Raw genomic sequence first — 20,309 nt, 5'->3', positions numbered from 1 at the left:
CCAGCGCCGACACCCCCGTCCAGCGTCCACGCCCCCGTCCATCGTCCACACCCCCGTCTCCTGGCGTCCCTGCGGAGGGGTGTGGACGAGCAGGAGGGGCGTCGACGAGCAGGAGGTGTGTCGACGAGCAGGAGGGGCGTCGACAAGCAGGAGGGGCGTCGACAAGAAGGCGGGTGGACGACACGAAGGCTGGCGTCGACACCCCCGTCCAGCGTCCACACCCCCGTCTCTTGGCGTCCCTGCGAAGGGGTGTGGACGAGCAGGAGGGGTGTGGACGAGCAGGAGGGGTGTGGACGAACAGGAGGGGCGGACGACACGAAGGCGGGACGTCGGAGACCACTCAGCCATGGGTTCGTCTCTGATGTCCCGCCTTCGCGGGTCTGCAGGGCACGAGGCCCTGAGGGTGCCGGCTCCCCCGAACCGGCACCGGTCTGGGGGCTACGCCTTGTCGAGGCGGTAGCGGAGCGAGGCGAGTTCCGCGCGCAGCGCCGCGGGGACCTTGTCGCCGAAGGTGTCGTAGAACGCCTCCGTCAGGTCAGCCTCGGTCTTCCAGGCCTCGGCGTCGACGGAGAACAGCTCATCGAGGTCTGCGGCCGGGATGTCGAGGCCGGCGAGGTTGAGGTCCTCCACGCGCGGCAGGCGTCCGATCGGGCTGTCGACCGCCGGGACGTCGCCCGCGATGCGCCGGATGATCCAGTCCACGACGCGGGAGTTGTCGCCGAACCCGGGCCACAGGAAGCGGCCGTCCTCCCCGCGACGGAACCAGTTCACCTGGAAGATGCGCGGTGCGCGGTCGAAGCGCAGGCCACGGCCGACCTTCAGCCAGTGCCCGAAGTAGTCGGCCATGTTGTAGCCGCAGAACGGCAGCATCGCGAACGGGTCGCGGCGCAGCTCCCCGACCGTGCCCTCGGCGGCAGCGGTGCGCTCCGACGAGATGTTCGAGCCGAGGAAGACGCCGTGCGTCCAGTCGGTGGCCTCGACCACGAGCGGAACGTTGCTGGCGCGGCGTCCACCGAAGAGGATGACGTCGAGCGGGACTGCCTCTTCCCAGTCCTCGGAGATCTGCGGGCACTGCGCCGCCGACACCGTGAAGCGGGAGTTCGGGTGCGCTGCGGGCCGGCCGGACTCGGGCGTCCAGTCGTTGCCCTCCCAGTCGATCAGGTTCGCGGGCGGCGCGTCGGTCAGGCCTTCCCACCACACATCTCCATCGGGGCGGAGCGCGACGTTCGTGAAGATCGTGTTGCCCCACAGCGTCTCGACGGCCGTGACGTTGGTCGACTCGCCGGTTCCGGGCGCGACCCCGAAGAAGCCGGCCTCGGGGTTGATCGCCCACATGCGACCGTCATCTCCCGGACGGATCCAGGCGATGTCGTCGCCGAGGGTCTCGACCCGCCACCCGGGGATGGTCGGCCGAAGCATGGCGAGGTTCGTCTTGCCGCACGCAGAAGGGAACGCGGCGGCGACGTGGTAGGCCTTGCCCTGCGGGTCGATCACGCGGATCAGCAGCATGTGCTCGGCGAGCCATCCCTCGTCGCGGGCGATGACGGAGGCGATACGCAGGGCGAAGCACTTCTTCGCCAGGATCGCGTTGCCGCCGTAGCCCGAGCCGTAGGAGTAGACCTCGAGGGTCTCCGGGAAGTGCACGATGTACTTGTCGTCGTTGCAGGGCCACTCGACGTCCTGCTCCCCCGGAGCGAGGGGCGCGCCGACCGAGTGCACGGTCTTGACCCACGGGGCCCCCTCGGCGATCTGACGGGTCACCGCATCGCCGACCCGGGTCATGATGCCGATCGAGGCGACGGCGTAGGCGCTGTCGGTGATCTGGACGCCGATGTGCGAGAGGGGACCGCCGACGCGTCCGAGCGAGAACGGCACGACGTACATCGTGCGGCCGCGCATCGAGCCCGCGAAGATCTCGTTCATCTTCGCGTGCATCTCGGCCGGAGCGGCCCAGTTGTTCGTCGGACCGGCATCCTCCTCGCGCTCGGAGGCGATGAAGGTGCGTCCCTCGGTCCGGGCGACGTCGCTGGGGTGCGAACGCGCGAGGTAGGAGCCGGGACGCCACTCGGGGTTGAGCTTGATCAGCTTGCCCTCGTCGACGAGATCGCGCAGGAGCCGGTCGTTCTCGGCCCGCGAACCGTCGACCCAGTGCACGGCGTCGGGCTGGGTGAGCTCGCGGATCTCCTCGACCCAGGCGGCCAGCTCGGCCATGGCAGGAGTGTCGTACGTGGGGGCGGCGCCGTACGTACGCGTCGCGGCGACCGGAGACGTGCGGGGGGTGAAGACTTCGGCGATGGCCATGACGTGTGCTCCTTCGAAGTGTGGGGCGTTGCACCTATCTTCTTCCGATTCAGGCGCAACTTTCGGGCGAATCGAGCGATAAGAAATGCAATTCTTTCGCTACACTCAAGGAATGGCGTCCTCCGGCATCCACCTCACCACCCTCGGCCACCGCATCCGACACCACCGGCTGGAGAACGGCTTCACGCTCGATGAGCTCGGTGCGCTCGTCGGTGTCGCCGGCTCACAGCTGAGCCTGATCGAGAACGGCAAGCGCGAGCCGAAGCTGTCCCTCCTCCAGGCGATCGCGCAGGCCACGAGCACGGAGGTCACCGACCTGATCTCCGGCGAACCGCCGAACCGACGAGCGGCTCTCGAGATCGAGCTCGAGAGCGCACAGGAGAGCCCCGTCTTCCGGCAGCTCGGTGTCGCTCCCGTGCGCGTGACCAAGGGCATGAGCGATGAGACGATCGAGTCGGTCCTCGGTCTGCACCGCGAGCTCGAGCGTCGGGAGCGTGAGGCGATCGCGACGCCGGAAGAAGCGCGTCGTGCGAACACCGAGCTGCGGCTGCGGATGCGCGCGCAGAACAACTACCTCCCCGAGATCGAGAAGCTCGCCGAGAAGCACCTCAAGGCGGCCGGTCACGTCCAGGGCGCACTCACGCACCGCACCGTGAGCATCATGGCCGAGAAGCTCGGGTTCGAGCTGATCTACGCCAACGACCTCCCCCACTCCACTCGTTCGGTCACCGACCTCGAGAACGGACGGATCTACCTGCCGCCGGCTTCCATCCCCGGTGGCCATGGACTGCGCTCGATGGCTCTGCAGGCCATGGCGCACCGCCTGCTCGGACACACGCCGCCGACCGACTACGCCGACTTCCTCCAGCAGCGCCTGGAGATCAACTACTTCGCCGCGTGCTGCCTGATGCCCGAGACGGCCGCCGTGGCCTTCCTGCAGCAGGCCAAGAAGGACCGCAACCTCGCGGTCGAGGACTTCCGCGACGGCTTCGGCGTCACGCACGAGGCCGCGGGCATGCGCATGACCAACCTGCTGACCCAGCATCTCGGGATGGCGCTGCACTTCCTGCGCGTCGACTCCACCGGGGCGATCACCCGGGTCTACGAGAACGATGACCTGCCGTTGCCGATGGACGTGACCGGCGCGGTGGAGGGCCAGCGGGTGTGCCGCAAGTTCCAGGCGCGCGCGGCGTTCACGCAGCAGAACCGCACGGTCGAGCACCACCAGTACACCGACACACCCTCCGGCACGTTCTGGTGCTCGACCCAGACCGGATCGTCGAGCGACGGCGAGTTCTCGGTGACCGTCGGAGTGCCGTTCGACGATGCCCGCTGGTGGCGCGGACGGGAGACCAACGACCGGGCCGTCTCCACCTGCCCGGACGAGTCGTGCTGCCGCCGCCCGTCGGCCGAGCTGAGCGAGCGCTGGAGCGGACGGGCGTGGCCGAGCGCGCGCGTGCACACGCACATGTTCTCGCCACTCCCCCGCGGCGCCTTCCCCGGCGTGGACGACAACGAGGTGTACAGCTTCCTCGCACGGCACGCCGGAGAGTAGTCGCGACCGTCCTCGCGGCGAGCGGGATCAGTCGTCGAGGAACCGTGCGAATCGCCCCAGAGCGGCGGTCACCCCTGCGGGATCGGCCGGGTCCGCGAAGAACTCGGGAGGCGCGTCACGCGTTGCGGTGGCGTGCGACCAGGTTCCGATCACGCGGCCCTGCTCGATGAGCGTTGCGCGCACCATCCCGTTCTTCCCCGGACCGACAGCCGCCAGATGCTCCGGGGCGCACACGTCCGTGCGGTCGGCGTAGGAGATGTAGTACTCGTCGAAGGCACCGAGCGCGTGGACGGCGGACGCATCCATCGTCCGTCGCGGTCGCCGGACCGCCCTGAACAGTCCCTCCTCGACCTCGACGACGCGCTCTGCCGCGCGTGCGGCGGCCTCGCGGGACTGCCCGAGCGTGAGTCCGGACCACCAGGAGAAGTCCGCGACGCCCGCCGGACCGTGGCCGTCGATGTACCGCACGAACAGCTCCGCGAGTGGGTCGTCGGGGCGCGCCGGGTCGGGGATGTGGTCCTCGACGAGGACGAAACGCTGCTCCCGCGTCACGCCGGTCCGCGGGGCGACGGGCCCCTGGCAGATGAGTCCGTCGATCGTGAGAGTGAAGAGCAGGTGGATCCCGCGTTGCCCCGCGGGGTCGATGCCGATTCCCTCGAGGATCTCGAAGAGCTCGGCGCGGGTGCGGCCGCCGTCGCGCAGCGACGGTGTCACGGCCCGCACGACCGCGGCGATCATATCGTCGTCGATGCCGAGCTGTCGATGACGCGTCGCCGCCTGCTGGCGCTGCCGCGCGGCCGTGACCTCCAGCATCCAGCCGAGGTCACGCGCCGGAACCGTGTGCAGCGTGCCGCGCATGGTCCAGCCCCGCACGAGGTCACCGCGGTCGAAGGCGCGATCGACGTCGCGCAGGGTCACGTCTCCCCGGGTGCGCACTGCGAGGGCCCATCGGCCGGCGGTGAAGTCCTGACTCTGTACGGCCAGCATGTGGTGCGCGGCATCGGAGACCGTGGGCGTCGGCGCGGTGAGGCGATGCGAGCGGAGGCGCTCGGCGAGCAGGGTCGCGGACTTCATGACCCCATCATGCCGGGCGCCTCCGACGCCGCGCACGCGCCACGTCAGCCCTGCAGCGTCACCTCACGGCGCTCCGGGAGCACGATCGGGTGCGAGCCCGCCATGACCTCGAGCACGCGGATCACCTGGCAGGAGTAGCCGAACTCGTTGTCGTACCAGACGTAGAGGATGAGGGTGTCCTCGTCGGCGATCGTGGCGAGTCCGTCGACGATGCCGGCCCGGTGCGAGCCGACGAAGTCGGTGGAGACCACGTCGGGGCTCTCGACGTAGTCGATCTGCTGACGCAGCTTCGAGTGCAGGGAGACGCGGCGCAGGTAGTCGTTGACCTGGTCCTTGGTCGCCGGACGCTCGATCGTCAGATGCAGCACCGCGAGCGAGACATCGGGGGTGGGGACGCGGATCGAGCTGCCCGTGAGCTTGCCCTCGAGCTGCGGGAGCGCCTTCGCGACGGCCTTCGCCGCACCGGTCTCGGTGATGACCATGTTGAGCACCGCCGAACGCCCGCGTCGGTCTCCCTTGTGGAAGTTGTCGATCAGGTTCTGATCGTTCGTGAACGAGTGCACCGTCTCGACGTGCCCCTTGACCACGCCGTAGGCCTCGTCGATCGCCGCGAGCACCGGCGTGATGGCGTTCGTCGTGCACGAGGCCGCGGACACCATGCGGTCGGAGTCGGTGATGGTGTCGTCGTTGATCCCGTGCACGATGTTCTTGAGCGGGCTCTTGCCCGGAGCGGTGAGCAGGACCCGGGCGACCCCCTTCGACCGCAGATGCTGCGAGAGCCCCGCCTCGTCACGCCAGCGGCCCGTGTTGTCGACCACGATGGCGTCGTCGATCCCGTGGGCGGTGTAGTCGATGGTGGCGGGGTCGTCGGAGTAGATCACCTGGATGCGAGTGCCGTTCGCGATGATCTGCTCGGCCTCCTCGTCGAGCGTGACGGATCCGGCGAAGCGCCCGTGCACGGAATCGCGCAGCAGCAGCGATGCCCGCTTGACGAGGTCGTTCTCGGAGCCGCGCCGCACCACGATCGCGCGCAGCCGCAGACCGCTGCCGCCACCGGTGTGGGCGATGAGGATGCGGGCCAGCAGACGGCCGATGCGTCCGAAGCCGTAGAGCACGACGTCGGTGGGTTCGGCGGCGACGGCACCCATCGCGGGTGCCAGCACGTCGGCGAGGTAGGTCTCCAAGGACTCGCCGCTGGAGGCATGCCCGGCCACGAGACGGGCGACATCGAGCGAGGAGGCGCCGGGCGCGAGCGCGTGGATCGCTTCCAGCACGGCCAGGCTGTCTTCGATCGGGAGGCGCTCGTGTCCGAGCTGGGCCACGCGCTCGTGCACCTCGACGAGCCCGGTCGCCGACAGGCCGAGCAGGCGGTGCCCGTGGAGGGAGGTGACCACGTCGTGCTCACGTCGAAGCGCCCCGATGAGCGGGATCATCCGCTCCGCCAGTTCTTCGCTCGCCGTCCAGTCTTCGCGGTGTGCCGCGGAATCGTTCATCTGCGTCCTTGCATGTGTGAGCGCGCACCGAGGTCACCGGCGCGCGGGTTGCCGGGTGATCGGGGGATGGCTCCAGCGTACAAGCCCCGGAACCGCGCGCCGAATCCAGGTCTTCCCGGTCTCACCGCGGGTCCCGTTTTACGTCTACACTGGTGGAATAATGAGTGAGACACTGCCCGGCGACGACGCCGACCTGATCATCCGCGGCGGCCGCATCCACACCCTCGACGGGACGGACTCCATCGCCCACACCCTCGCCGTGCGAAACGGCGTGATCGTCGCGGTGGACGAAGCCGTCGCACCGCTCCGCGCGCGCACCACCCTCGAACTCGACGGGCGCAGCGCGATCCCCGGCATCAACGACGCCCATCTGCACGCCGCCTGGCTCGGCGCGCGCTGGCCGCACCTGTTCTTCTCCGACACGTCATCCGCAGAGCAGCCGTCCGGGCGTCTCGTATCGAGCCGGGAAGAGCGGCGCACCGCCCTTCTCCGCGCGTGGAGCCTCCTCGCCGAACGCGGCATCACGAGCTACACCGAGCCCGGGATCGGCCCGGGAGAGGACGCCGGCGAGACCGGCTGCTTCGGCACGGCCATGCTCGACACCTACGGCGAGCTGCACCGCGAAGGCGCCCAGACCTCGCGCGTGACCCTGCTTCGGCTGTTCGGCACGATCGACGGCGAGAGCACACTGGAGGACTTCGAGCGCGGCATCCGCACCCCGGCGCCGACACACGACCCCCGGTGGCTCGCGATCCCCGGGGTCAAGATCTTCGCCGACGGCATCCCGCCGATGGCCACCGCCTGGGTCGAGGAGCCCTACACGGACGGCAGCACCGGCGCCCTGCTCACGCGGGGCGGGGATGATCCGCTCTCCGCGTTCCAGCGGATGGTGGAGCTCGCCGCCTCCCGCGGCATGCAGATCGCCGTGCACGCGACCGGCGACCGATCGATCTCGGAGTTCCTCGCCGTCCTCGAACGCCTCTCCGACGCACCCCGGCCGCCCGCACCCCACTACGTCGTCCACGGAGACCTGGCCACGCCCGAGCAGATCGCCCGGATGGGAAGGGTCGACGCCGGATTCGCCGTGCAACCGTTGATCGCCGCGCACACGCACTCCTGGGCGGCGCTCCAGCTCGGCGCAGCACGCCTCGCCGCCGCCTGGCCCCTGGCGGCGATGCTCACCTCCGGAACACTCACGACGGTGACGAGCGACTCGCCGATCGCGAGCCCGGACTGGCGGCTCGGCCTCGACGCCTCGCTCGGCCTGCTCGGCGAAGCCGGCGTCGCCGATGACGCGCGATCGCGCCGCCGCCTGCTGCGTTCGATGACGGTGGATGCCGCGCGACAGGACGGCGCGTCCGCCTGGAAGGGAACGCTCGAGATCGGGAAGGTCGCCGATCTGACGATCCTCGATGAGGACCCCCTGACTCCCGGGCGTCCGTTCTCCTCCCTCGAGGTCGAGCGCACGATGGTCGACGGCCGCACGGTGTTCACCCGCGAGTGAGCTCTCGCACGACCGAACGCGGGTGCGCACGGAAACGGCGGGCGGCATGTTCACGCATGCCGCCCGCCTCTGATCCCCCTCGGACCAGTCCATGACCCCGGCGCCGGTCCCCCGACGCCGGGGTGGCCTCACACCGCGGTCGCCACGAGCACCCGGGGACTCCCCGGCAGAGCGACCTTCTCGCGCACTTCCCAGCCGGCATCGCTCAGCCAGCCACGCACCTGGGCCTCCGGATACACGACGGTCCCGTCGATCACGAGGTACTCCCCCGCATGCAGGGCGTCGATCCCGCGCTGCGCCGGATCGTCGTCGAGGAAGAAGTCGAGCACGGTCAGAGTCGCCCCCGGCGCCGCCGCCGCTCGCAGATTGCGGAAGATCCGGGCGTTCTCCTCGGCGCCGAAGCGGTGGATGACGTGGTTCGCGAAGATCGCGTCGTAGGCGCCCTCCGGCGCGGCGGTCGCGGTGTCGGCGACCCCCACCACGGCACGATCGGCGACCCCGGCCGCGTCGACCGCCTCGGCGATCCCGTCTTCGAAGCCGGGTGCGTACAGGAACGTCGTCCGCAGCTCGGGATTGCGCGCCATCACCGACAGCGCGAAGTCGGCCGAGAGGCCGCCGAAGTCGAGCGCGTGGGTGGCACCGGAGAGGTCGAGGTGACGGCCGAACTCCTGCGCGTGCAGGCGGTTGTACGTCATCACCCCCGCCATGAACGTCGCCCAGCGGGCGTCGTCCATCTGCAGATCGCCGGGCTCGGTGGTGTCGACCGTGTGCGCGAACTGGAGCCAGTGCGGGTAGCTGATCTCATCGAGGAACGTCAGGAAGGGCGCGAGGTCGATCGCGGCATCGGCACCGGTCAGATACGCGGCGGCGTCCGGGGCGACGGCGTACCGCCCGTCCGTACGCACCAGGAGGCCCTTGGCCGCCATCGCATCGGCGAGCAGACGGGCGATGCGCTCGCTCACCCCGCACGTCTCGGCGATCGCCGCCACCGTGTCCGCTCCGCCGTCGACGGCACGGAAGAGGCCGATGCGGCTGGCGTGGAAGAGCTGCTTGGACGCCATGTACCCCGTGGCGATGTCGAGGATCCGTGCCGCATCCGCGGTGGGCGTGTCGGTCATGTGTGGGCCTTTCCCTATATTTCTACGATTGTTGGAATTAAACGGCAGAGGTGTTCCCGGTCGCGGTTGCGGCTCAGTCGGCCAGGAAGTCCCGCACGGCGGCACGGAACTCCGCCGTGTGCAGGGCGGAGAGGTGATCGCCGGGGACACGTTGCACGCGGGCGCTCGGGAGCAGCCGCGCGAGGTCGTCGATCCCGGCCGCCATCGGATCGTCGGTGCCGCCCAGCAGCAGCACGGGCACGGCGATTCCCTCGGCCCGTGGCACGAACGGCTCTGCGGCGAGGCCCTCGATCAGGTCGATCAGATCGTGCGAACGGTTGCCGGACGACGACGCCATGTGCACGATCATGCCCGTGAGGGGATCCGTCGGCATGGCGCCACCGTCGACCGCGGCGCGCGCGGCCGCGAAGTCGACCTGCGCGAACGGCTCCCCCGCGCTGAGACCGCCGAGCACCAGGCGGTGCACGGAGACGCGCGGATGCGCCGCCAGATCCCACGCGAGGCGAGCCCCGAGTGAGTATCCGACCAGGTCGATCTCGTCGCTGCCGACGGCCGAGGCGAGTGCGTCCAGCACTGCGGTCGTGGGCGCCGTGCCGAGTGCCGGGCTCTCACCGTGCGCCGGGAGGTCGACCACCAGGCGGGGACGGTCGCCGACGACGCCGGCCCACTCGTGATCCGGCCAATCCTGCGCTCCGCGCGACGCGAGGCCGTGCAGGAACACGACAGGACGCCCGGTGCCCTGGTGGCGCTCGTGGAACAGGGATGAGGTCATGACGCGCCGTCCTCTCGGACCCGGCGCGCCGTGCTCAGCGCAGGCGTGCCAGGAACTGGTCGATGTAGGTCTCGTAGTCGGCGATCCGCTCGCCGTCGGGGTACATGAGGTTGATGACGGTCGCACCGACCGCCGCCGAGATGTACTCGTTCGCGAGCGGACCGTAGTCCTGATCGCGGATCGACCCCTCGTCCCGCGCGGCCTCCATCCGCTCGATGAGAGAAGCACGCCAGGACGCCAGGTGTCCGCGATACAGCTCGGCCAGCGACTCGTTCGCCATGGCGTACTCCCACAGCGCGAGCAGCACCCGCCCCGCGGCGATCTGCTCCTGATCGCGAGGGATCGTCGCCTGCAGGAACCCCCGCAGCGCGGCATCCGCGGACGTCGGCTCCTCGCCGGCGGCCTGCACGCCCTCGGACATCTGCTGGAGTATCGTCTCGAACGTCGCCGCGACGATGCTCTCCTTGCCCGGGAAGTAGTGCTTCAGCGCACCGTTCGCGAAGCCGGCCTCCGCCGCGATGCTGCGCATGGTCGCGGCCTCGAAGCCACCCTTCAAGATGATGCTCTTGGCGACCTCGACGATGTCCCGTCGACGCTGGTCGTGATCGATGATCTTCGGCATGAGGTCCTTCCGGCCGATTCCGAGGCATGGAGTGATCGGGCCTGGAGCTACCGTACCGCCGCATCGCGCACCTCCCGCAGAGCGAGCCACTGGGCACGTCGCTGACGCTGCGCGACCGGGTCGGCGACGGGCGAGGCGAGGCGCAGCCGCTCGGAGTACGGATGCTGCGGGGCACGGGTGACCTGCTCCCCCTCGCCGACCTCGACGAGCTCTCCGCGGTACATGACCGCCACGCGGTGACAGACGCGGCGCACGACTCCGAGGTCATGAGAGACGAAGAGGTAGGCCACGCCGGTGTCGCGCTGCAGCTCGATAAACAGATCGAGGATCGTCGCCTGCGTGGTGAGGTCGAGGGCGCTGACGGGCTCGTCGCACACGATGAGGCGCGGGCCGCGGACGAGGGCTCGGGCGATCGCGATGCGCTGACGCTGGCCGCCGGAGAACTCGCTGGGATAGCGATCCATGGCCGACTCCGGCAAGCGCACGCGGTCGAGCATCTCGCGCACCTTCGCCTCGGCGGCTCTCGTGCCGATACCGGTGGTGAGCAGCGGTTCGGCGAGGATGTCGCCGATCGTCATCGCGGGGTTGAGCGATCCGTACGGGTCTTGGAAGACGACCTGCACGTCATCGGCGAGCGCACGCCGGGCACGGCCGCCGAGCCTGCTGATCTCCTTGCCGTCGAAGCGGATGCTCCCGCCCGTGACCGGTGCGAGGCCGAGGATCGCCTTGCCGAGCGTCGACTTCCCCGAGCCGGATTCTCCGACGAGGCCCAGGCACTCGCCCGGCGCGATGTCGAGGGAGACGCCGTGCAGCGCGCGGAAGGCGTGTCGGCCACGGCCGTACTCCACGACCAGGTCGTCGACTTCGAGCAGGGCGCTCATGCGGTCACCTCCGTTCCGGTGCGGTCGAGTTCGGCGCGCCCCTCCGCATCGTCCAGGGACGCGGCGATCAGTTCACGTGTGTATTCCTCGGCGGGTGACGCGAACAGCGAGTCGACCGGTCCTGTCTCGACGACGTCACCGCCGCGCATCACGATCACCCGGTCGCAGATGTCGGCCACGACGCCGAAGTTGTGGGTCACGATCAGCAGGGCCATACCGTATTCGGCCTGCAGCTCTCGCAGGAGCTCGAGCACCTCGGCCTGCACCGTGACGTCGAGCGCCGTGGTCGGCTCGTCGGCCACGAGCAGAGACGGCTTGCCCGCGATCGCGCCGGCGATGAGCACGCGCTGCGCCATACCGCCCGAGACCTGGTGGGGGTAGCTGCGCATGACACGGTCGGGGTCAGTGAGGCCGACGCGCACGAGCATCGCACGCGCCCGCTCCCTGGCCTCCGCCTTGCGGAGCCCGTGGGTGCGGCGCAGCGGCTCGATGAGCTGGTGGCCGATCGTGTACGACGGGTCGAGGTTGCTCATCGGTTCCTGGGGCACGTAGCCGATCTCACGTCCGAGCAGAGCGTGTCGCTGCTTCGGCGTCGCTCTCGTCACGTCGGCCCCGCCCACCCAGATGGCGTCGGCGGTCGCGCGCCCGCTGGACGGCAGCAGGTCGAGCACCGAGAACACGGTCTGCGACTTGCCGGAACCCGACTCGCCCACGATGCCGACGACCTCACCTGGTGCCACGTCGAGGGTGACGCCGTGCACGACCTCGGTCTCGCCGGTCGGGGTGGCGTGCACGACCCGCAGGTTCTCGACGCGCAGCGCGGACTCCTCTGCGGTGTGCTGCGCGCTTCCGGTCGCGGGGGCGAGCGGCGTCGCGGTCCCGGCGGTGGTACCGGCAGCCGTGCCTGCACCGGTACCGGCAGCGGTGCCGGCGGCCGTGCCGGACCGGCGGGAGACGCGCGGCGTGCGCACCTGCACCAGCTCGGCGAGCGTGGATCCCATGATCGCGAGCACCGCGATCGTGAGTCCGAGGGCGGCCGACGGCCACAGCAGCATGAGCGGGTAGGTGAGCATCAGGCGGAAGCCCTCGAGCATCATCGCGCCCCAGCTGGGCACGTTGGAGTCGCCGATGCCGAGGAACTGGAGACCGGCCTGCATGCCCATCGCGATGCCGGCGGTGAGGGCCGTCTGGATGATGACCGGCGGATACACGGCCTTGATGACGTGGCGGAAGATGATGCGTCCGTCGGACAGGCCCGACACGCGGGCGGCGTCGATGTAGGGCTCGCCGCGCACGGCCAGGGTCTGAGAGCGCGCGATGCGGAAGTAGCCGGGAACCATGAACACACCGACGGTGGCCATGAGCAGTTCGAAGTTGTTGCGGCTGCCCGCGGCGACCACGAGCAGGATGATCATTCCGGGGATCGACTGGAGAGCATCGCTGATCCAGGTGGCGATGCGGTCGAACGCGCCGCCGAAGTAACCGGCTGCGACGCCGGACGGCACACCGATCACGAGCGCAGTCACGATCGTGATGAGCGCGCCCCACAGGGTCGTGCGCGTGCCGTAGATGAGTCGGCTCAGGATGTCCCGGCCGGTCGAGTCGCCGCCCAGGAGGTGCTCGGGCCCGGGAGGCGCCTTGGCCGCGGCGAGGTCGACGAAGTTCGGGTCCATCGGCGCGAGCAGGGGTGCGAAGACCCCGACGAGCACGATGAGCAGGAAGATCGCCAGCGGGATGTATCCCCCGGGGTGACGGAGGAAGCGGCGGAAGAGGCTCGAGCGTCGCTTCTGCGCCGCTCGGTCGAAGGCGACCCGGATGTCTGTGGTGGTCATGCGACGCGCACCTTCGGGTTGATCCAGCCGAGCACGAGGTCGAGCAGGAGGTTGATGAGGACGACGAAGACGATCGAGATGACCGTGATGCCGAGGAGCATCGGGATGTCGCCGTTCTGCGAGGACTGGTTGGTGAGCTGTCCGAGACCGGGGAGGCTGAAGATCTGCTCGACCACGATCGCGCCGGACAGCAGCCCCACGAACATCAGGGCGATGACGGTGAGGGCGGCGGGCGAGGCGTTGCGGAGGATGTGCAGGTTGACCCGGGTGGCGGAGAGGCCCCGACTGCGAAGCGTGCGCACCCAGTCCTGGCGGCTCTGCGCGATCACGGCGTTGCGCAGCTGCTCGGCGACGGCAACGATGCCGCCGAGGGCGAGCGAGATCGCCGGGAGGGTGATGGAGCGCAGCCATCCGTCCACGGATTGCGTCGGCGGCACGTAGCCGACGGCCGGGAACCACTTCAGCTGCACCGCGAGCCACATCACGAGCACGAGGCTCACCCAGAAGCCGGGGAGAGCGAAGAGCACGACCGAGATGCCCTTGATCACGCGGTCGAACCAGGTGCCGGGGCGGAGTCCGGTGATCATCCCGAACGTGACACCGACGACCGCGGTGATCAGCGTCGCGAACGTCACCACCGACAGGGTGACGGGGACCTTGATCGCGAGCTGTGCGCTGACGGGCTGGAAGTTGCGCCAGGAGACGCCGAAGTCGAGCAGAACCGCGTGCGAGAGCCAGTCCCAGAACTGCACGAGGAGCGGACGGTCGAGGCCGATCTTCTCGGCGAGCGCCGCCTGCTGAGCCGGACTCGCCGTGGTGCCCAGAAGCGAGGCCGTCGGGTCGCTGATGGCGAGATGGGCCAGGAAGAAGGTGCCGATCGAGACCGCGACGAGCAGGAGGATGCCGGACAGCACCCGCTTCGCCGTGAACAGGAACATGGGGACCTCTCGGAGGATGGGGTCGGAGGGGGAAGGTTGCCGGGGCGGCCGGTGTCGCGGCCGCCCCGGCGGGCGTCAGCCCTGGGTGATGTAGCGGAGCGTCGGGAACATCATGCCCACGACGGGCTGCAGCTGGATGCCGGGCGCCGTGTAGTAGATGTTGTTCGCCTGGTACCAGACCGACCACCACGCCTGGTCGACGAGAGCCTTGTTGAGCTCCTTGACGGCGTCGGTCTGCGCGTCGCCGCGCTCGGTCTGCACCTTCTCGACGAGAGGAGCGATGACCTCGTTCTCCGCATAGTCAGGCGCGGGGTTGAACCACTGCACGCTGGTCACCTGGCGGGCGACGGTGGCGACATCATTGCCGTCCATCGCGAGGAACGAGATGAACATCGGGTAGTTCGGCGCGTTCAACTGGTAGTCGGGCATCTGCATGTTGTCCCACGTGACCTTCACGCCGAGCTCGTTGAGCGCCTGCTCGGCCGAGGGCTTCCACATCTCGAAGATGGGCGACATCGGCATCGAGATCTCGAAGCCGTCGGGGTAGCCGGCGTCCGCCAGCAATTGCTTGGCCTTGTCCATGTTGTAGGCGTAGGTGTCGTTGAGCGACGGATCGTTGATGGGGCCGCCGTCGGGGAACACCTGGTTGGTGGCGACGCCCGCTCCGCTGCCGACCGCGGCGAGGACCGCCGCTCCGTCGAAGGCGTAGTTCAGCGCCTGCCGCACCTCGAGCTTGCCGAGCGGCTCGCTCTTCACGCCTGTGTGGTCGGTGATGACGAGGCCCGCCCATCCGGACACGCGTTCGGCGGTGTTCCACCCCTGCTGCTTCGCCTGCTCGAGGTTGGCGACGTCGCCGTACTGCACGTTGATCTGGCCGCTGAGCATGGCGTTGTGACGGGCGGTGGCATCGGTGATCGGGAAGATCGCGAGCTCGGAGAAGGGATACGCGTCGGCGTCCCAGTGGTCGGCGGTCTTGGTGAAGTGGTACTCGGCACCGGCGACGCTCGTCGTGCTGTCGAGGACGTAGGGGCCGGAGCCGATGGGCTCGCTGCCCAGCGTGCCCGCTTCGATGGCGGCCGGGGAGGCGACGTAGCTGCGTCCGAGACCCATGAAGTAGAGGATCGTGTCGTCGCGCTGCGTGAGGGCGATGCGGACGGTGTCGTCGTCGACCTTCTCGAAGGAGGCGACGTTGACGTAGGCCTCACCCGAGCGCGCACCCGCCTTGAGGTACTCGAGGCTCGTGATCACGGCGTCGACATCGACCGGGGTGCCGTCGCTGAACACGGCGTCGGTGCGGATGTCGAGGTCGATGCTGAGGTCGTCGTCGGCGACGGTCCACTCGGTGGCGAGTGAGGGGATCGGTTCGCCGTCGGCGTCGAGGGCGATCAGAGCGTCGTAGACGGCGGAGAGATACGGGCCGTCGAAGCCGATGTCGGCGAGCGAGGGATCCCACGACGTGACGTCGAGGAAGTTCCCGATATTGAGGGCGTCGGGGCTGTCGACCCCGCTGCCGTCGGACGGCGAGGGCGAGGCGCCGCCGCTGCAGCTGGTGAGAGCGAGCGTCACGGCGACAGCCGCGGCGAGCGCGAGGGGCATTCGTTTCATGATTCCTTCTCTCGGGTGCAGGGGGTGGTGAAGAAGGGTCGAGGTGCCGCTGATCGGAAGCCGGGTCCGACGTCACTTCGATGTGTCGTGCTGGTTAGTCTACATGCGTGGAAAAAGAGCGCAAGGGCGATTCTCCCCCGCGGTGTGCCGGACCATGCCCGGGGGCGCACCGGGCTTGACCGAGCGCGCAGGCATGAGCGCGCAGGCATGAGCGCGCGGGCATGAGCAGACCAGCACGTCCCGAGCCGCACACGCAGGCAGCGGCATCAGGCGTCGATGTCAGGCGGCGATGTCGAAGCGCGCTCGACCGCCGAGGCGCGGGCTGCGCGCAGGGTCGACCGAGGCGGGAGGGATGAACCACACCCGCCCCACCGGACCGACCCCATCGATACGGATCTCCCACCCGTTGTCATGCACTCGGTGGTGGCAGGTCTCGCACAGCAGCACGCCGTTCGACAGATCCGTCGGCCCGCGGTCACGACTCCACCACCGGATGTGATGCGCCTTCGTCATCTCCGGCGGCAACCCGCACATCGCGCAGCCCCCATCGCGCTCCACCAGCGCCAACCGTTGCGATCGCGTGAACAGGCGCTTCTCGCGCCCCCAGTCGAGCACTTCACTCGCGGCGCCGAGCACGCACGGAATCACACCCCCGCCGGCGGCCATCCGTCGCGCGGCTCCGATACTGATCGGCTGCTCGACCCCGTCGATCTCCGCGGAGCCGGTGCCGGCCTCGAGATCATCGAGGCTCATTCTCACCACGATCGTCGCCCCTGCCAGCGGCACCCTCGCTTCGCACCCGAGCACGTGGGCGGCGAACACAGAGAGCGCATCAGCCTGCAGCATCGGCACGGTGCGACGGTCGGCGTCAGGCGCGTCGGGAGCGGCCGCATCCTTCCGGGCGGCGAACGCGGCCGTCACGTAGCCGCGGATCGCGGTCATGACAGGGGCAGCCGTCTCGGCATCGAGGACCGCGTTCAGATGCACCATCCCCTCACGCTCGTGGATGGTGAGGGATCGACGGGACCGCTGCTCCTCGAGTCGCGGCTCCACCCCATCCGGGTCCAGCCACGCCTCCGCTCGCACCACCAGCTTCCGCACATCGTCCAGCGCGAGTCCGAACGCTTTCTCCACCAGCACACGCTCTGCCTCGGCGACGCGCGTCAGGCCCACTGCGACGCGACATCGATCGAGCAATGAAATGATCACCGCCGCCGACTGAGCGCTCAGCGTTCCCGCGCCGAGCGCCTCCCGCACGACCGGGTATCTCGCCGGCAGCGGCGCCCCCAGGAGGTCTGCACGCGGGGCAACGGCCTCTCCCACCTTCACGAGCCGGGTCGCATCACCGCGTGACACACCCACAGTCGCCGCGATCAACGTCGCCGGATTGCGGAACCCCTGCTGCTTCGCGAGACTCTCGGCACCGAGTTCGGGGCGGGACTCGCGAGAGATGCACGCGGCCACCTCGACGTGCACGGCATCCAGCCGGCGCTGGAGCACCCCGAGCGACGCGCTGACCGCGATGAGCTGCTCCCGTGACAGCTCACCCGAGTCGTCGGCATCAGCCCACGCCGCATCGAGACGGGACATCGCCTCATGCAACACGGCCAACTTCGACATACCCAGATTCTATCGAAGAATCGCCTGACTTTCGTAGATTTGTTCGAATGAATGCCAGCATTTCGCAGACCACCCAGGGGTCCTTCAGGCAATCCCAGAGCCACCCCCGCCCCGTCACGGAAGGTGCGCGGCGAAGCCGGATCCTCAGTCGTCGCGAAGGGCTCTCTTCACCCGGAGCAATTCGGCCGCCGATTCAATCTCCGCTTCGCGCGGGCCTCGCATACCGGACCCGCTGGTCGGTGTGAGGATGAAGGAGAGCAATCCTCCGCGCACGGTGATGTCGAGCCGCCCATACGACACGCTCGTCTCGTTGCGCCGTGATACCGAAACGATGTCGCGAAGAACGTAATCCTGCCTCTCGACTGAATGGCGCGGCCTTGCCAGCCCTGCGTGGATGCACACCGTCAGGCGGTCCGGGTGAACCAGCAACCATCCGGCGCTCACACGATCCGCGGGGGTGCCATCCACGTCGAGATCGGCCCGCGAAAACGCGAAGCCAGCCAATGCTCCGGCACCCTGCACGTCGCGCGCGGCGGCTCGAACGAGCCACCGCCACCGAAGCGCGTTCCATCCCGCGGCAGCGATCAAAGCGAGTCCGGCGGCGGCGAACAGCATCACACTGCCGATCGATGCCCCTTGCAGCGCCGGGAGCACGAGAACGACGACGCCGAGGAGAACCGCACCGCACATCGAGATGTTGCGTCCGAGCGTCGTCAACGGCCCGTCGGGGGCGAGGCGAAGAAGCTCCACTCGAGAGAAGCTTCCCTCTTCGCTAGGCGACCCGTTGCGCGTCATCACCTCAGCCCACCCGCACGTCGGACACACCAAGCACCGTCATTCGCAGCTCCGCTCGTCCAGCGGTCGCCTCGGCTTCGAGGGGACTGCATCGGTCAAGCCACCGTTCTCCTCGGCAGCCCGGCGTCTCGCATGAGCGCGTCTGTCGAGAATCAGATACCAGCCGACGAAGAAGACCACCAGAAAGAGGAATCCGCCGAAGACCAGGGCCATGAGCAGCGTGGGCTCCGGGCTCATCTCATCTCCACTCCCCCGACATCCACGGCGGATCTCGGCGCGCCTCATGTTCCCACACCGGCAGCGTCCAGCCCCCAGAACCTCCGCCCCCTCACCACGCCCCGTCGGCGCGCACCTCCCGGTCGACCCAGCAGTCGGCGAGCGCAGTCCGCACCTCGGCTCCGTGGTCTCGCGCGAGGGCGAGCGCCGCATGGTTCTGCTCGAGTTGCGCGAGGCGCGAGGCACCGAACAGCACGTTCGCGGTGGCGGGGTTCGACAGGCAGAAGGCGACGCCGAGCGCGGCCGGCGTGACCCCGAACTCTCCCGCGACCCGCGCGACCTCGGGGTACACGGCGGCGATCTGCTCCCGGATGCCTCCCACGTCGGCACCGATCTTCCGCTCTGGCATGCGTCCGGTGGCGAGGATTCCGCCCTCGAACACGTCCGACGCCTGGAGCGCGAGAGTCCCCTCGGCGAACAACGGACCATAGGCGTCCCCCTCCGCCATCGATCGGCGAGCGATCCCGTACTTCAGCTGCGCGAACACCGGGCCGGCCTTGCCCCGCTCCGCGGCGACGGCGAGCGCCTCCCGCGTGTGCTCGATCCGCCAGTTGTTGATGCCCCAGGAACCCACGAGCCCCTCGGCGATCAGCTCGTTCACGTCGGCGACGAGGTGCGGTAGGTCCGGAGCGTCGAGGTAGTCGCCCACGACGAGGGTGTCGAACCGGTCGAGGCCCGCTCGCTCCAGGGACTCGACAAGTTGCGCGCGGAAGCCCTGGTTCGGCCAGTCCCACAGCCAGAGCTTGCCGCACAGCACGATGTCATCGCGGTCGACGCCGCTCGCTCTCAGCGCCTGCCCGAAGAGGATGTCGGTCTTCGAGTTCTCGGAGTGCGGACCCATGTTGTAGTACGCGACGTCGAAGAAGCCGGCGTCCAGCTCGACCGCCCGGCGGATCAGCGCCACCGCGTCGTCGGGCGCCATCCGATCCCAGGTGTTCCAGGATCCGAGCGCCAGCGGGGGCACCGGGGCGCTCCGGGAATCCAGCGGCTTCCAGGGATATGTCGTTTCGGGCATGAAGGCTCCTTCGCCGTCTCGAGACACGGGGTTGTGTTTTTCTATGTTTGTAGAATATAACGGAGACATCCCGTCAGAACCGCCGTCAGTGAGGACGAACATGACCGTATCCCCCCGCCGCATCCTGGTCACCGGCGGCGCGTCCGGCCTCGGCCGCGGCATTGCCACCGCATTCCGCGACCGTGGAGACGAGGTCTTCATCGGCGATGTGAACGCGGAAGCCGCCACGGCAGTCGCCGCCGAGATCGGCGCCACCGCACTCACCCTCGACATCGGAGACGAGTCCTCCGTGCGCGCCGCAGCCGAACGACTCACTGCCGACGGCGGCATCGATGTCCTGGTCAACAACGCCGGCATCGTCGCCGGCGGCGGCACCCTGCAGGACGTCCCGGTCGACGTCGTCGACGCGGCCCTGCGGGTCAACGTGCGCGGAACCTTCCTCATGCTCCGCATCTTCGGCGCGCTGCTCGCCGACGCAGGACGCGGCGCGATCGTCAACATCTCGTCCATCGGCGCACGGCAGCCCACCCCCGGACTGGGGCACTACGAGGCGACGAAGGCCGCGGTCGACGCTTTCACCCGCACCGCGGCGATCGAGCTCGCTGCCTCGGGCGTCCGGGTCAACGCGGTGGCGCCCGGCCCCGTGCTCACGCCTCTCACCGCGGACTTCGCCTCGAACCCGCAAGCCCGTGCGGCGTGGGAGTCCCGCATCCCGCTCGGCTCCATCGCCGAGGTCGACCAGATCACCCCGCTCGTCCTGTTCCTCGCGAGCGAAGCCGCCAGCCACATCACCGGAGTCTCCGTCCCCGTCGACGGCGGGCAGCTCCTGATCTGACGCGGGATCGATTCCGCACCTTCCCGTCCCCTCCGAGGCCCCTTTCTGATCCGCCACCCGCCCCGCTGACCCA

17 protein-coding genes are annotated in these 20,309 nt (G+C 69.2%); 3 read left to right on the top strand and 14 right to left on the bottom strand.

Features of this window, described 5'->3' with window-relative positions:
* Positions 1 to 438: 438 nt before the first annotated feature.
* Entirely contained in the window at positions 439 to 2,301 is a 1,863-nt protein-coding gene (locus E0W80_RS18105; protein ID WP_131494417.1) for a phosphoenolpyruvate carboxykinase (GTP), read from the bottom strand.
* A 112-nt stretch (positions 2,302 to 2,413) separates the two neighbouring features.
* On the opposite strand from E0W80_RS18105, the gene E0W80_RS18100 reads away from it, so the two are divergent.
* Entirely contained in the window at positions 2,414 to 3,856 is a 1,443-nt protein-coding gene (locus E0W80_RS18100) for a helix-turn-helix transcriptional regulator (protein WP_131494416.1), read from the top strand.
* A gap of 27 nt (positions 3,857 to 3,883) precedes the next feature.
* Here the strand turns inward: E0W80_RS18100 and E0W80_RS18095 are convergent, their stop codons facing one another.
* Entirely contained in the window at positions 3,884 to 4,930 is a 1,047-nt protein-coding gene (locus E0W80_RS18095) for a winged helix DNA-binding domain-containing protein (protein WP_131494415.1), read from the bottom strand.
* Between the two features lie 44 nt (positions 4,931 to 4,974).
* Positions 4,975 to 6,423: a glyceraldehyde-3-phosphate dehydrogenase gene (locus E0W80_RS18090; RefSeq protein WP_131494414.1), complete on the bottom strand. Its 1,449-nt coding sequence runs from the start codon at positions 6,421 to 6,423 to the stop codon at positions 4,975 to 4,977.
* Positions 6,424 to 6,583: 160 nt separating this feature from the next.
* Between E0W80_RS18090 and E0W80_RS18085 the strand changes: the two genes are divergently transcribed.
* The gene (locus tag E0W80_RS18085; RefSeq protein WP_131494413.1) at positions 6,584 to 7,927 is read left to right on the top strand and encodes an amidohydrolase family protein; all 1,344 of its coding nucleotides are present in this window, start codon (positions 6,584 to 6,586) and stop codon (positions 7,925 to 7,927) included.
* A 128-nt stretch (positions 7,928 to 8,055) separates the two neighbouring features.
* On the opposite strand, the gene E0W80_RS18080 is transcribed toward E0W80_RS18085, so the two are convergent.
* The 11 genes from E0W80_RS18080 to E0W80_RS18030 all read right to left on the bottom strand — a co-directional run bounded on the left by E0W80_RS18080 (position 8,056) and on the right by E0W80_RS18030 (position 19,401).
* Entirely contained in the window at positions 8,056 to 9,045 is a 990-nt protein-coding gene (locus tag E0W80_RS18080; RefSeq protein ID WP_131494412.1) for a methyltransferase dimerization domain-containing protein, read from the bottom strand.
* A gap of 73 nt (positions 9,046 to 9,118) precedes the next feature.
* Positions 9,119 to 9,817: an alpha/beta hydrolase gene (locus tag E0W80_RS18075; protein WP_131494411.1), complete on the bottom strand. Its 699-nt coding sequence runs from the start codon at positions 9,815 to 9,817 to the stop codon at positions 9,119 to 9,121.
* A 34-nt stretch (positions 9,818 to 9,851) separates the two neighbouring features.
* Positions 9,852 to 10,439, bottom strand: coding sequence for a TetR/AcrR family transcriptional regulator (locus tag E0W80_RS18070; protein WP_131494410.1), 588 nt, complete (start codon positions 10,437 to 10,439; stop codon positions 9,852 to 9,854).
* A 47-nt stretch (positions 10,440 to 10,486) separates the two neighbouring features.
* Complete coding sequence (locus E0W80_RS18065; RefSeq protein WP_131494409.1) at positions 10,487 to 11,320, bottom strand: ATP-binding cassette domain-containing protein; 834 nt, start codon at positions 11,318 to 11,320, stop codon at positions 10,487 to 10,489.
* Positions 11,317 to 13,152, bottom strand: a complete 1,836-nt coding sequence (locus E0W80_RS18060; protein WP_131494408.1) for a dipeptide/oligopeptide/nickel ABC transporter permease/ATP-binding protein — start codon at positions 13,150 to 13,152, stop codon at positions 11,317 to 11,319. The genes E0W80_RS18065 and E0W80_RS18060 overlap by 4 nt, the downstream gene beginning before the upstream one ends.
* A complete protein-coding gene (locus E0W80_RS18055) occupies positions 13,149 to 14,090 on the bottom strand; it encodes an ABC transporter permease (RefSeq protein WP_131494407.1) in 942 nt (313 codons plus the stop codon). The genes E0W80_RS18060 and E0W80_RS18055 overlap by 4 nt, the downstream gene beginning before the upstream one ends.
* A 75-nt stretch (positions 14,091 to 14,165) precedes the next feature.
* A complete protein-coding gene (locus tag E0W80_RS18050; protein WP_232762282.1) occupies positions 14,166 to 15,695 on the bottom strand; it encodes an ABC transporter substrate-binding protein in 1,530 nt (509 codons plus the stop codon).
* A gap of 279 nt (positions 15,696 to 15,974) precedes the next feature.
* Entirely contained in the window at positions 15,975 to 17,315 is a 1,341-nt protein-coding gene (locus tag E0W80_RS18045; RefSeq protein WP_131494406.1) for an HNH endonuclease signature motif containing protein, read from the bottom strand.
* Positions 17,316 to 17,459: 144 nt separating this feature from the next.
* A complete protein-coding gene (locus tag E0W80_RS18040) occupies positions 17,460 to 18,110 on the bottom strand; it encodes a hypothetical protein (RefSeq protein WP_165875508.1) in 651 nt (216 codons plus the stop codon).
* 39 nt (positions 18,111 to 18,149) lie between these two features.
* Positions 18,150 to 18,347, bottom strand: a complete 198-nt coding sequence (locus E0W80_RS18035; RefSeq protein ID WP_131494404.1) for a hypothetical protein — start codon at positions 18,345 to 18,347, stop codon at positions 18,150 to 18,152.
* 91 nt (positions 18,348 to 18,438) lie between these two features.
* Complete coding sequence (locus tag E0W80_RS18030) at positions 18,439 to 19,401, bottom strand: aldo/keto reductase (protein ID WP_131494403.1); 963 nt, start codon at positions 19,399 to 19,401, stop codon at positions 18,439 to 18,441.
* Between the two features lie 100 nt (positions 19,402 to 19,501).
* Here E0W80_RS18030 and E0W80_RS18025 point away from each other — a divergent pair, with 100 nt between their 5' ends.
* Positions 19,502 to 20,236 carry an SDR family NAD(P)-dependent oxidoreductase gene (locus E0W80_RS18025; RefSeq protein ID WP_131494402.1) on the top strand — a complete coding sequence of 245 codons (735 nt, stop codon included), beginning with the start codon at positions 19,502 to 19,504 and terminating at the stop codon, positions 20,234 to 20,236.
* Positions 20,237 to 20,309 lie beyond the last annotated feature (73 nt).

Source organism: Microbacterium sp. PI-1 (assembly GCF_004337555.1).
Classification (GTDB): domain Bacteria; phylum Actinomycetota; class Actinomycetes; order Actinomycetales; family Microbacteriaceae; genus Microbacterium; species Microbacterium aurugineum.
Note: the sequence above shows the minus strand (reverse complement) of the source record. Positions and strands in the feature narration are given on the sequence as shown.

Coding starts and splice junctions, on each gene's coding strand:
- E0W80_RS18080 (WP_131494412.1), bottom strand. CDS start 9,045: ATGACCGACACGCCCACCGCGGATGCGGCACGGATCCTCGACATCGCC.
- E0W80_RS18070 (WP_131494410.1), bottom strand. CDS start 10,439: ATGCCGAAGATCATCGATCACGACCAGCGTCGACGGGACATCGTCGAG.
- E0W80_RS18100 (WP_131494416.1), top strand. CDS start 2,414: ATGGCGTCCTCCGGCATCCACCTCACCACCCTCGGCCACCGCATCCGA.
- E0W80_RS18035 (WP_131494404.1), bottom strand. CDS start 18,347: ATGAGCCCGGAGCCCACGCTGCTCATGGCCCTGGTCTTCGGCGGATTC.
- E0W80_RS18030 (WP_131494403.1), bottom strand. CDS start 19,401: ATGCCCGAAACGACATATCCCTGGAAGCCGCTGGATTCCCGGAGCGCC.
- E0W80_RS18095 (WP_131494415.1), bottom strand. CDS start 4,930: ATGAAGTCCGCGACCCTGCTCGCCGAGCGCCTCCGCTCGCATCGCCTC.
- E0W80_RS18105 (WP_131494417.1), bottom strand. CDS start 2,301: ATGGCCATCGCCGAAGTCTTCACCCCCCGCACGTCTCCGGTCGCCGCG.
- E0W80_RS18075 (WP_131494411.1), bottom strand. CDS start 9,817: ATGACCTCATCCCTGTTCCACGAGCGCCACCAGGGCACCGGGCGTCCT.
- E0W80_RS18085 (WP_131494413.1), top strand. CDS start 6,584: ATGAGTGAGACACTGCCCGGCGACGACGCCGACCTGATCATCCGCGGC.
- E0W80_RS18040 (WP_165875508.1), bottom strand. CDS start 18,110: ATGACGCGCAACGGGTCGCCTAGCGAAGAGGGAAGCTTCTCTCGAGTG.
- E0W80_RS18065 (WP_131494409.1), bottom strand. CDS start 11,320: ATGAGCGCCCTGCTCGAAGTCGACGACCTGGTCGTGGAGTACGGCCGT.
- E0W80_RS18090 (WP_131494414.1), bottom strand. CDS start 6,423: ATGAACGATTCCGCGGCACACCGCGAAGACTGGACGGCGAGCGAAGAA.
- E0W80_RS18025 (WP_131494402.1), top strand. CDS start 19,502: ATGACCGTATCCCCCCGCCGCATCCTGGTCACCGGCGGCGCGTCCGGC.
- E0W80_RS18055 (WP_131494407.1), bottom strand. CDS start 14,090: ATGTTCCTGTTCACGGCGAAGCGGGTGCTGTCCGGCATCCTCCTGCTC.
- E0W80_RS18050 (WP_232762282.1), bottom strand. CDS start 15,695: ATGAAACGAATGCCCCTCGCGCTCGCCGCGGCTGTCGCCGTGACGCTC.
- E0W80_RS18060 (WP_131494408.1), bottom strand. CDS start 13,152: ATGACCACCACAGACATCCGGGTCGCCTTCGACCGAGCGGCGCAGAAG.
- E0W80_RS18045 (WP_131494406.1), bottom strand. CDS start 17,315: ATGTCGAAGTTGGCCGTGTTGCATGAGGCGATGTCCCGTCTCGATGCG.